At 67.1% G+C, this 12,044-nt stretch carries 9 protein-coding genes; 4 read left to right on the forward strand and 5 right to left on the reverse strand.

The genetic code is table 11. The features are described 5' to 3' along the window. Positions 1-253 precede the first annotated feature (253 nt). The 3 genes from K7G82_RS06255 to K7G82_RS06265 are packed head-to-tail and all read left to right on the forward strand — an operon-like array spanning position 254 to position 3,517. Positions 254-1,885: a serine hydrolase domain-containing protein gene (locus tag K7G82_RS06255; protein ID WP_222988961.1), complete on the forward strand. Its 1,632-nt coding sequence runs from the start codon at positions 254-256 to the stop codon at positions 1,883-1,885. 16 nt (positions 1,886-1,901) lie between these two features. Further along, complete coding sequence (gene asd / locus K7G82_RS06260; protein ID WP_222988962.1) at positions 1,902-2,771, forward strand: archaetidylserine decarboxylase; 870 nt, start codon at positions 1,902-1,904, stop codon at positions 2,769-2,771. After that, entirely contained in the window at positions 2,768-3,517 is a 750-nt protein-coding gene (locus K7G82_RS06265; RefSeq protein ID WP_222988963.1) for a hypothetical protein, read from the forward strand. The genes asd and K7G82_RS06265 overlap by 4 nt, the downstream gene beginning before the upstream one ends. Here K7G82_RS06265 and K7G82_RS06270 read toward each other — a convergent pair. The 3 genes from K7G82_RS06270 to K7G82_RS06280 form a co-directional block, all read right to left on the reverse strand. Beyond that, the gene (locus tag K7G82_RS06270; protein ID WP_222988964.1) at positions 3,489-4,118 is read right to left on the reverse strand and encodes a hypothetical protein; all 630 of its coding nucleotides are present in this window, start codon (positions 4,116-4,118) and stop codon (positions 3,489-3,491) included. The two genes, K7G82_RS06265 and K7G82_RS06270, sit on opposite strands and share 29 nt — an antisense overlap. Positions 4,119-4,173: 55 nt before the next feature. Further along, on the reverse strand, positions 4,174-5,121 hold the full coding sequence (locus tag K7G82_RS06275; RefSeq protein WP_222988965.1) for a M14 family metallopeptidase: 948 nt from the start codon (positions 5,119-5,121) through the stop codon (positions 4,174-4,176). A 94-nt stretch (positions 5,122-5,215) separates the two neighbouring features. After that, complete coding sequence (locus K7G82_RS06280) at positions 5,216-5,614, reverse strand: SRPBCC family protein (RefSeq protein ID WP_222988966.1); 399 nt, start codon at positions 5,612-5,614, stop codon at positions 5,216-5,218. A gap of 127 nt (positions 5,615-5,741) precedes the next feature. Here K7G82_RS06280 and K7G82_RS06285 point away from each other — a divergent pair, with 127 nt between their 5' ends. After that, on the forward strand, positions 5,742-6,314 hold the full coding sequence (locus K7G82_RS06285; protein WP_222988967.1) for a bifunctional transcriptional activator/DNA repair enzyme AdaA: 573 nt from the start codon (positions 5,742-5,744) through the stop codon (positions 6,312-6,314). A gap of 208 nt (positions 6,315-6,522) precedes the next feature. Here K7G82_RS06285 and K7G82_RS06290 read toward each other — a convergent pair whose 3' ends face one another. Together K7G82_RS06290 and K7G82_RS06295 are read right to left on the reverse strand one after the other, a co-directional pair. Further along, positions 6,523-10,419 carry an Ig-like domain-containing protein gene (locus K7G82_RS06290; protein WP_222988968.1) on the reverse strand — a complete coding sequence of 1,299 codons (3,897 nt, stop codon included), beginning with the start codon at positions 10,417-10,419 and terminating at the stop codon, positions 6,523-6,525. A 239-nt stretch (positions 10,420-10,658) separates the two neighbouring features. Beyond that, positions 10,659-12,044 carry a M14 family zinc carboxypeptidase gene (locus K7G82_RS06295; protein WP_222988969.1) on the reverse strand — a complete coding sequence of 462 codons (1,386 nt, stop codon included), beginning with the start codon at positions 12,042-12,044 and terminating at the stop codon, positions 10,659-10,661.

Consider the following 12,044-nt stretch of genomic DNA (forward strand, 5'->3'; position numbering starts at 1 on the left):
GGCTCCGATGATTTTTGGGCGGATGCCCACGAACTTGCCGTCAAGACATGATCTGGGGCTGAAGCGATCCAAGCTCTCCTCCCTACGCTCAGCGTGGGAAGGAGAATTCTTGCTGCCTCAAGCTCCGAATAAAATCCCGGGCAGCAGTGTGCGTTCGCGGGCATGACAGGAAGGAATACCCCTCCCTGAAACCACCCCTTGCCCGCCCCCGCCCCTTCATGAGAGATGTCCGCCACCTCGGAGGGGAGTCTTCATGTTCAAGCGTCTGTTGTCCGCGTCCGCCGCCTGTGTCGTCGTGCCGTCCATCGCCATCGCCGCCGCGCCCGATGCGGGGAGGCAGGCGAAGGTGGATGCTGTGTTCGCCGATTACGGCCCTGCCACGCCCGGCTGCACCGTGGGTGTGGAACAGGATGGCCGCACGCTGCTGACGCGCGGCTATGGCGCCGCCGATCTGGAAGCGAAGCGCGCGCTGACGCCCACGTCCAGCGTCTACATGGCCTCGGTCTCCAAGCAGGTGACGGCGATGGCGGTGCTGTTGCTGGTGGAGGACGGCAAGCTGGGGCTGGACGATCGGGTGCGCGCGATCCTGCCCGAATTGCCCGCCTATGCCGACGCGGTGACCGTTCGCCAGCTCCTCACCCATAATAGCGGGCTGCGCGATTTCTTCACGCTGGGCGCGCTCAGCGGCATTTCGAACGACCATGTCTATACCGAGAAGGACCTGATCGACCTGCTCGGCCGCCAGCAGGGGCTGGATTTCGCGCCCGATACCGATCACCTCTACAGCAACAGCGGCTATGTCGCGCTGTCGATGATCGTGCAGCGCGTATCGGGGCAAAGGCTCGACGATTTCGCGCGGGCGCGGATCTTCACGCCGCTGGGCATGACGCAGACGCGCTTCCAACACGATCACAACCAGCCCGTGCCCGAAAAGGCCAATGGCTATGTGAAGAGCGCCACGGGCTGGGCGCTGTCCAACTCCAATCTCGACGTGGTGGGCGATGGCGGGCTCTATTCCACCGCCGGCGACATGCTGCGCTGGATCGCCAATATGGACAGCGGCAAGGTGGGCGCGAAATCGGTGGCGCTGATGCGCGTTTCCGCCCGGCTGAAGGACGGCACGCCGACCGGCTATGGCATGGGGCTTTCGCCCGGCAGCTATCGCGGCGTGCCGATCGTCCATCATGGCGGCGCGCTGGGCGGCTATCGCACGATGACCTGGTGGATCCCGAGCGAGAAGCTGGGCATCGTGATTTCGTGCAACAATGGCGACGCGCGTTCGGCCGAACTGGCGGGCAAGGTCGCCAATATCTTCCTGGAGGGCAAGCTGAAGCCCGCCACGGTGCTGGCCGCCGACGCGCCGGGAGAAGCGGCGCGGCCCTTCGCGGGCGTCTATCGCGATCCCGCCGGTTCCTATCTGGAATTCGCGCTGAAGGACGGAAAGCTCGGCACCGTCCGCCCCGAACGGCCGCTCGCCCGGCTTGCCGGCAGCACCTTCGCCTTCCCGACCGATCCCGACGGCACCCGCATCGCCTTCGATGCCGATGGCAAGGCGATGCGCCTGATCTCCGAAGGCAATCCGGAACGGCGCTTCGCGCGCGTGGAGACGGCGGTGGCGAGCGCGGCGGCGGGCGCCGCCTATGCGGGCGAATATCGCGGCACCGAAGCGACGATCCCGCTGGTGATCCGCCAGGGCGATGCGCTGACGCTGAAGGCCGGGCCGTTGCCCGAGATGAAGCTGGTGCAGACCGGGCCGGACCGGTTCTGGGCGCCGGACATGGGGCTGGAACTGCTCTTCACCCGCGACGCGGGCGGACGGGCGAGCGCGCTGGAGCTGAACGCCGGCCGCGCGCGCGGGCTGAAATATGCGCGGGCGGGTTCGTGACGCGGGATTTGCGACCATGTCCGATCGCCTGAAAGTCCTGCTGCAATATCTGATGCCCAAACAGGCGCTGACCCTGCTCGCCGGCCGCGTCGCCGGCGCGCACGGAGGCGAACGCACGACCAAGCTGATCCGCTGGTTCGTGCGCCGCTACAGCGTCGACATGAACGAGGCCGAAAATCCGGACATCGCCAGCTATCCGAGCTTCAACGACTTCTTCACCCGTCCGCTGAAAGCCGGCGCGCGGCCGTTGGCGGATGCCGATTTCATCTGCCCGGTGGACGGCGCGATCAGCCAGTTCGGCGCCATCGACGATCATCGCATCGTCCAGGCCAAGGGCCATCACTTCACCACCACCGAACTGGTCGGCGGAGACGCCACGCTGGCCGCGCATTTCCGCCATGGCAGTTTCGCCAACCTCTATCTCTCGCCCAGGGATTATCACCGCCTGCACATGCCGTGCGACGGGCGGCTGACGCGCATGATCCATGTGCCCGGCGCGTTGTTCTCCGTGAATCCGGTCACCGCGCGCGGCGTGCCGAACCTGTTCGCGCGCAACGAACGCGTCGTATGCGTGTTCGAATCCCCCGAACATGGCCCGTTCGTGATGGTGCTGGTGGGCGCCACGATCGTCGGCAGCATGGCGACGGTGTGGCACGGCGTGGTCAATGCGAAACGTGGCCGGTCCGTATCGGAATGGACCTATGAGGATCAGGACATCATACTGAAGCAGGGCGCGGAAATGGGCCGTTTCCTGCTGGGCTCGACGATCGTGATGCTGTTCGGGCCGGGTATCGTCGCCTTCAACAGGGATTGGGCGCCGGAACGCCCCGTGCGCCTGGGCGAGATGATGGGCATGCGTGCGGCCCCGGGCAAGGATCCCGCATGACCGGGCGCGGTGGCATGAGGACGGGTCGGCGGCCGACTATGGCGCTGGCGATGGCGGCGCTGATCGCAGCCCCCTTGCCCGCCGCCGCATCCGAACCGGCGCAGGAACCGGTCTATTCGTTCCACACCCTGCTGGTGCCGCAGGATGCGCCGGCCATCGGCGAGACCCGCACGAGCGATGGCGGCTGGGTTCGGGGCGGCCTGTTCGCCGATCGCTCCGCGCGGCTCGATCGGGCGATTGCGAGCGCGGAGGACGGGTTCGATCTGGCGGAAGGGCAATTGCTCGCGCTCGCGCGTTCGCGGATGCTGATCGGCTGCACGATCGACCGGATGAAGATCCGATCGGGCCGCCCGCATATCTGCCTGGCGGACCGCGATGGCGACGGGCGCTTCGATGCCTGGTTCCCGTTTTTCGACGAGATCATGCTGTTCGCCAATGTGCGCAAGGTGCCGATGGCCAAAATGAAGCCGATCACGGCCGCCGGGATCAGCCCGGTCGATATCGCGGCGCTCGCCACCGTTCCCACGCGGGTCGGCTTCGAACTGGCGCCGCGCAATGGCCGGCTGGCATTCTGCCGCACCGTCGATGGAAAGAGCGACGGCTATTGCACGCATGATGGCCCGGGGCTCGATCCGTCCGGCCAGCCCGCCACGGCCCGCGCCCGGGGCGGGGAATTCGCCTATCGCAGGATCGGCAAATCATTTGAGGTGAGCGTGATCAGCCCGGTGCCCGTACAGCGTTTTTAGCTTCGCGGGTCTGCGGCTCGAATCGTTCGATGCTTCCATCGAAGCGCAGATCGCTCCAGCGCCTCCGGATTCCCCGGTCCGTCGTGTTTCCCGAGCCGGCAGATGCCCCCGCCCGCCGGTCGGCCATCCCGGACTGACGGGCATTTCGGATAATGCCCTGCGCGACCAGATCGTCGAAAAGTTCGCGGGTCAGCCATCCCGTATGCATGACCGCTTCGGGGCCGGTTGGCGCATTGAATGCGATAACGCCGTAACTGCCCGCCTTGAAGGACAGCGGTGGCAGCAGGCTGCATTCGGCGAAAGGCGAGTATCCGCCCTTGATCCTGATGCGCTGCCCGCGCGCATAAGGCCCTTTGTAGACATGAAGGATGCGAAGCAGTCCGGTCTTGCGCCATTTACGCGCCGCGTAGCCGACACGGCTCTCCATGACGTCGTACAGGATCGTGTCCGCCTGCATGACATCCCGTTTGTATCGCTGGACCCGCGCCCCCGCCAGCTCCGCCGCCTGCGCGGCGAGTTCTTCGTTCCGCGGCGGGCATGCCGAGGCGGCCGACGGCATCAGAGCGCAAGCGAAGGCAATGCACCATTTCATCACGGCCACCTCGCAAGCGTTCCCCTACGCGGTAGCATGATGCCGTTCGACACGCGTTGACGCCCTATTCGGAGGGGCGCGAGGATCCTGGCGATCCGTGGGCAAGCACGTGATCCAGCGCCGCGCACACCGCGGCGACCTGCGCGCGCAGGCATTCCTCCGCATCGGTGCGGGGGCTGTCGGGATAGACCTCGGTCGTGGTCGTGAAGCGCGCGCCGGTGATACAGCCGCACAGGCCGAGTTCGGCCAGCGGATATTCGATCACGCCATGCGCCACCACGGGCGATCCGATGATCTCCCCGGCCGCGTCGGGCGGAGCGATATGGGTGACGCGCTCGACCGCAGCGATCACCGCCTGCTGAAAATCGGGCTGCGGATTGGCGCTGTCGTCGACCAGATAGAAACCGTCGGGGATCAGCCCGGGTTCGAAGGCCTTGCCGTCGCGCGCGGCAAGCGCCGGGCGGAATTCGCCTTCGTCGCTGTCCGTTGTTTCGTGCAGGTCGATATGCATCAGGAACGGATGGCCGAACCCGCGCACCAGTTCGATCAGCGCCGTCGCCTCGCGCGCCGGGCCATCGGGACGGAAATTGCGGTTGGGATCGATCGCGTCGTAATTCCAGCGATTGATGCGTTCATACGCCCAGGGGCTGACACAGGGCGCCACCAGCAGGTTGACCCGGCCCGCATAATCGGCGGCGCGCGCCTCCAGAAAGGCGAGCGCCCCCATCACGCCACTGGTTTCGTAACCATGTACCCCGCCCGTCACCAGCGCATTGGGCAATGCGGGATCGAAATCGCGGCTGCCGAGCGCGAGCAGTTCATAGGCTTCACCGGCATAGTCGGTCCGGCCGTAAACGGACCGGTCGAACCGGTTCGCCAGTGCCTCGATACGCGGCACGACATCCACGTCATAGCGGCGCAACCGCGGCTGCCGCGCGCGCCACTGGTTCAGTTCCGCCTCGCCCCAGGGCTGGCCCGGGGTGCCGACGGGATAAAAGCTGGTGTGGGTCATTCCCGGATCCGGAGCCGTTGCCTGTCGGCCCCTGATGGCATCGGATCGGGACGAACCGCAAGGATGAACGCGCGCGCCGCCGCGATATTCGCGATCAGCCCCGCTCCAGATGCCGCTTCATCGTCGAAAGGCCCAACGCCATCATCGGCGAGATCCGTTCCGCCAGTTCCGCCGGCAGCACATCCGCGGTCCAGTTGACAAGCGCACCGGTGCCGTCGGCCTGGACGGTCAGCACGCCATTGTGATGGGTGACGCCCTGAACGCTCCAGACCAGCCGGCGCCGCCCGCGATCGATATCGACAATGACTTCGTCGACGATCGTGCCGTCGCCGAAGGTCACGCGGCGCGTGGGGTGCGCCACATCCTCCAGCATTTCCGTGGCGACGACGAAACCTGGCACGAGGCGGGTGTGGAGCGCGCCCACATCCGCCGCAGCATCCCAGACGGCTTCGGCCGGCCGTTCGATACGGATCCAGTGATGGACGGATGGCATGCCGCAAGCTCCCGATCATGTTCGTTCATGCGGCAATAGCCCCTGCGGACAGGCCATGCTGGCAGGAAACGGACCTCGTCATTGCCCGGCCGCGACATCGGCGGCAGACGGAGATATGATCGGCCAGATGACCGACGCCGATGCCCTCGCGCTGGATTTCGAGGCATGCGAGCGCGCCCGCTATGCGCGCGATCCCGCCTTTGACGGGGTGATCTTCATCGCCGTCACCTCGACGCGGATCTATTGCCGCCCCGTCTGCCCGGTGCGCCAGCCGCTGAGCCGCAATGTCCGCTATTATCCGAGCGCCGCCGCCGCCGAGGATGCCGGCTTCCGGCCGTGCCTGCGCTGCCGCCCCGAAACCGCGCCGCATTCGCCCGCCTGGACGGGTACGCGCGCCACGGTGACGCGCGCGCTGCGGCTGATCGACGAAGGCGCGCTCGACCACGGCGGCGTCGACGATCTTGCGGACAGGCTGGGCATCGGCGCGCGCCAGCTTGCCCGGCTGTTTCGCAAGCATCTGGATACCACGCCGGCCGCGGCGGGCCGCACGGCCAGGATCCAGCGGGCGAAGCGGCTGATCGACCAGACCGATCTGCCGATGACCGAGATCGCCTATCGATCGGGCTTCCGCAGCCTGCGCACCTTCAACGCCGCGTTCCGGCAGACATATCGCCGCGCTCCGAGTTCGCTGCGCGGCTGAAACGGAGCCCCCATGTAAAAACTGCCCCGGCGTGGGGGGCCGGGGCAGTTGTACCCGGTCGTGGGGGAACCGGGCAGGATCGTTCGGTGCGCAACCCACGAGAAAGCATCCGGTTCCACGATTTTCGAACGGTGCGTAAAAAAACCGCCCGTCACCTCGTTCCGGTCCGACAACGAGGCCGGATGCCCCGTGCAGATCCGGTGGGGCGTCAGGCGAATGCCGTGACCGGTATCTCCACCGGGCCGGTCAGGCCGATCGATTGCGCGCCGACGATCTGGTCGCCGATCTTCACCGCTCCGGCCGCCTCGTCATAGGCGAGCGTGCGATCGCCATCGACGAAGCGCAGCGTGATTCCCGCCGTGCCCACGGGAATGGAGACCGTCATGCCCGACGATCGCATCTCGACCGCGCTGCCGGCCAGGCGCGCATCGAACGCCCCGGACAGTGCGTCGAGCACGATCGTGTCGCCACCGCGTGCGAACGATCCGTCGAGCCGGATCGCCCCGCCGCGGATCTCCAGCGTCTCGTGCCCCGCATTGCTGCCGAATATCTCGATATCGCCCGCGACCGTGGCGACGGCCCCCGGATGAAGAACCAGCCGCCCCGCCCCGACAATGGCCGGGGGATCGGACAGCGGCGGCGCTTCCGCCGGGCTGCCGAGCGGCGCGAAGCTGTCGGACACCGCCTGCCCGCCGATCCGCACCGCGCCATCGGCGAAGATCAGCGTGCGCACGCCATCGTCGAAGGACAGCGCCATGCCCGCGATCCCGACCGGGATGACGATCCGGGTATCGCCGTCATCGAAGACGATATTCGATCCGGCGACCCTGACCTGATAATCGGCGGCCGCGCCCGTCAACCGCACGACATCGCCGCCGCGCGCGAACGACCCGTCGAATTCGATCGCGCCGGGTTGATCGGCGATGCGGATATCCTGCCCGTGCATCGTGCCGAATATCAGTGCATCGCCGCCGATCTCCGCCGTCAGCGCGCCGGTCGCGATCAGCCGCGCCTGCCCCGTCGCCGGCGACGGAGCGGCAAGCGTCGTAAAGCCGTGGGTGGAGAGCCCCGCATAGGGATTTTCCGCCCGGTCGGTGATCGCGCCCGCGTCCACCTCGATCCGGTATCGCGTGCCCGCGGCGAGAGCATAGAGCGGATCGACCGTCACAACGCCGTCATCGATGCGGATGCGATCGCTGGTCGCGACATCGAACCGCTCGACGATCCGGCCATCGCTGCGAACGATCCGGATTTCCCCGCTGCCGCGCGCGACATATTCGGAGAAGGCGAGCACGACCGCAGCATCGGTCGCGACCGCGGTCCGGCCGTCAGAGGGCAATATGCCTTGCAGCAACGGCGCGGTTGTATCGCCATATTGCGCCTTGAGCGCGGCGACGCTGACGGAAACGCCGGCGAACGCGATCGTCTCCACATTGGCGATCCGGTCGACACCCTCGGTTTTCGTCGTAACGACGCACACCGCGCCGTCGAAGCTGATCGTGCAATCGGACAGCGCATCACCGATCTGGACAATGTCGCCGCCGCCGCGCCCGTCGATCACATCGTCGCCCGCGCCGCCGACCAGAATATCGTCGAACGCGGTGCCGACGAGCCGATCGTCGCCCCCGCCGCCCGCAACCGATGCCGCCGCCTTCGCGGCACTGCCGTCATAGAGGTCGTTGCCCGCCCCCAGATCGATCGCGCCGACAATCACCCCGCTATCGATCAGGCTGTCGTCGTCGGCATTCAGGCGGATCGCGCCTTCGATCCGGCCGGTGTTGACGATACGGTCCGCCCCGCCATCGGAGCGCACCGCGATGTCGGCGACGATCGTGCCGTTATTCTCCAGCCCGGTGAAGCTGTTGATGCCGCTGTAATAAAGCTGCACACCCACCGCATCCTGCGCACCCGAGGATGCGCTGCCATCCGCGAAGATCGTACCGTCGTTGCGGAACACCCCGCTGGCCAGCATCTGCACGGCCACGGTGCCCGCGCCGCCGATCGCCTCTATCCGGCCGCTGTTGATCGCCGACGGCCCATTGTCCGCGCGGACGATGGTGGAAATCTCCGCGCCCACCGCGGCGCCGGCATCGCTCCGCCCGCTGATCGTGCCGGAGTTCCGGAAAAAGATCGCCGGATCGGCCGCCGCGCCGCCGACGGTGACGGCGAACACGCCGCCCCGGTCCGAGATCGCCTCTATCAGCCCCTGATTGTCCAGTTTCCCGCGCGATCCGGGATCATAGCCGACAGCGCCGGTATTGCCCGTGCCGACCGCGCGCACCGTGCCGTGATTGACCAGAATGTCCCACTGATTGCCCGCCAGGGCATGGACGATATTATGGTCGTGGACGGAAATGATCGTGCCGTGATTGATCAGCGCGGCATCCTGTTCGCCCAGCAACGCCGCGCCGCCGCCGCTTGTGCGCCAGGTTTCGCTCGCATGGATCAGCACCGTTCCGAAAAGCCGGTAGCCGGTGATCGACAGTTCGGCATCGGTGGGCATCGCGCCTTCGCTCGATCCGATCAGCGGCGCCGGATCGCCCCCGGCGACGGGATCGAGCCCGTGGAAGCCCGCGCCCGCCGTCGTCACGATCGTGACGGGCACGGTTTGCGCCACCAATATGGTTTCGCTGCCCAGCGTATAGCGATGATAGCCGATATCGGGCTCCGGCGCGGCGCCCGCGTCCGTCCAGCCGCCGACAAGCTCCACCCCGGCCTCCGCCGCGCCGCCGATCCGCAACACGCCGTCGGCCAGCGTGCCGGCATCGCCCGCGCGGATCGCGACCTGCTGGCCCGAAACCAGCATCATCCCTTCGAAGCCATGGATACGGCCGCTCGCCAGCGCGTCGGACAGATCGAGGCGCAGGCCCTGCGTACCGAATGCGAGCGTATCGAAGCCGGCGCCCCCGTCCAGCCGCGCGAAGCCCAGATCGCCCGCAAAGATCAGATCGTCGCCGTCTCCGCCATCGGCGACGTCGCCCCCCGATGTCGAAATGACGTCGTCGTCCTGCTCGCCGTAGAGGCCGTCATTCCCGCCGTCTCCGCTGATCATATCGTTGCCGACGCCGCCGATCAGCAGATCATTGCCCGCGCCGCCGCGCAGATCGTCGTCGCCACGCCCGCCATTGACGATATCGCCGGCCTTCGATCCGATCAGCCCGTCATCGCCCCAGCCGAGATCGGCCGTGCCGATCCAGAGGCCGGCCGACAGATCGACCAGGTCATCACCCTCACCGGTCGAGATATCGCCGATGATCGTGCCGCTGTTCAGGATCAGATCGTCGCCCAGCTCCAGCAGGATATCGCCACGGATCACGCCTTCGGCGCTGTTCTCGATCCAGGCGGTGCCGGTGACGAACGGATTGTAGGAAAGCTGGCTTGCCGTGATCGCGATCTCCGCGTCGATCGTGCCATTGTTGATCACGCGCGATCCATAGGGCGCGGCATAGCTCAGCGAGATCGCCGTCGCGGGCCAATCGACGCTGTCTCCCCGCGCCTGGATCAGCCCGTCGTTCAATATGTCGCCGCCGAGCCCGCTGACATGCACGCCCCGCGCCACCCCGCCTTCCGCCAGGATGGAGGAGCCCCGCGCGTTGAACAGATAGCCGCCATTGACCATGTAGACGCCGATGGAGCCGGCGACCCCTGCCAGGCTGTCGCCCAGCGTCTGCGCGGCGATGGTGCCGCCGCCGATATTGTGGATGCTGATGCCGGGGCCGAAATGCGTGATGCCGGTGGCCTGCCCGCCCTGGGTGACCCCGGCGATGACGCCGCTATTCTCCAGATAGTCGCCCGCGCCGCCAATGAAGATGCCGCTGACATTGCCGGCGACGGACCTGGCGACCATCGTGCCCGAATTGCGGATATCGAAAATATAGAAGCCCGCCAGCACCGACGCGCCTTCGTTGCCGGCCTGCGACCACAACATGCCGGCATTGCTGAAACTGGCGATCAGATCATGATCGGTGTCATACAGGTTGATGCGTTCGGCCTGACCGTAGCGGACCACGCTCGCGTCGAGCGACAGGCTGGTCCTCAACCGGATGCCCTCGACCATGTTGGGCGCGATGCCCGGCGGGGCGATGACGGGGATGATCGAACTCAAGCTACGCTCCTCTCACGCCACGACGCGCCGATCGTGCGGCAGCTTCGATCGCGCCGCATCACCGGGCATATCCGCCGTCCCGATCGCCTGGCAACATGAATGGGCGGACGATCGCCTCCATTCCGGATCAAACGCGCATCATGAGAGCAGCCCATGCAGGGAACCATCCCGCGCCCCGCTGCCAAAGGCAGAAGTTAGAAACGTACGTAAAATCAATATATTGTTCGCATACCCTGCACTTATGCCAGTTCCTCCATCGCCGTCGTGATCGACAGGATCTGCAGCGCCACCGCCTTATCCGTCGGCACGGGCCGCAGCGGCGACCTGGCATGCAACGCGGCGATGCGGCGGGCGAGCAGCGTTTCGGCGGCGGACGCCGTGGCGGTATCGCCCTGACGCCGCGCCAGCCGCGCCAGCATCGCGGGCGCGCGCATCTGTTCGGTCCCGGGTTCGAGTTGCGCCAGATCGGCCAGGCTCACCGGTTCGGAGGCCCCTGCCCCCGCGCGCATAAGCGCCGCGAGCGCTGCATTCTGCTGGGTGTTGCGGGTCGCCGCCTCTGCCAGCGCATCGGCCAGCGCGCGGCTTTCGGGGTCCGCATGGGGGCGTGCGATCAGCGGCGCGGCCGCGTCGAGCAGCCGGCCATTCTCCGCCGCCGCCGCATGCTGCATGCGCTGGACATCGGCCATGCTGTAGCCGGACGGCCGGGCGCTGCGCTGGCGGGGATCCTCCCACAACGGCACTTCGCAGGTAACGCTGAACGTGCCGTAGCGCTCCGCCGCGAATTCGGCGCTCGATCGGCCCGCGCTCCACTGGTCTTGCACCGCCCCGCCCTCACGCACGATCTGCGCGACATAGGGCGCGACATCGAAATAGGAGAAGACGCCGGGCGCGAAGCGCGTCAGTTCCGCGCCGGGCTCTCCCAGATCGTTGAGCAGGATGCCCTGGGTCGCGGGCTGGCGAGACAGTTTCGCGGCCAGCGCGGGCCGATCCTGGCTCAACAGATAAAAGGAGCCGCCGCTGTCGGCGCCATGCAGCGAGGATTGCAGATCGGGCCGGGCGATCTCCATCGCGCGCTGCCAGCACTGGGCCTCCGGCGCCACCGCGTCGAAGCGATAGCCCGGCATTTCGAGTGGAAAGCCATATTCGGGCTGGCGGGCAAAGGCCGGGCGATAGAAATGCGCCAGATAGCGATCGATGGTGCGGGGCCCCGAAAACCAGCCGCGGTTGAGCGCCAGCCCGTCGACATCGATCGCGGGGATGAAATGCCAACGCCAACCCGATTGTTCACGGAAATGCCGATCGCGCACCAGCCGCCGGATCAGCGCCAGCACCGTCAGGCAGCCGATCGGCTCGTTGGGATGCGGCGCCCCGACGATCAGCGCGGAACGCTCGCCGTTGCCGATGCTGATCAGGTCGATCGGCCGCCCCTGCCCGCTCTCCCCCAGTCGCTCCACCTGAACCGCGCCGCCCAGTACCGTCAGTTCCGGCCGGATCATCGCGGCCAGCGCCTCTCCATCAAGGAAATGCGCCTGTCCGGCGCGCGCACATGCGGGCGCCAGCCATGCCGCCCCCACCGTCGATGCGGCGGAGGAGAGCATCGTCCGGCGGCTGATCCCCATCGCCAT

The organism is Sphingomonas colocasiae (genome assembly GCF_019880585.1).
Classification (GTDB): Bacteria; Pseudomonadota; Alphaproteobacteria; order Sphingomonadales; family Sphingomonadaceae; genus Sphingobium_A; species Sphingobium_A colocasiae.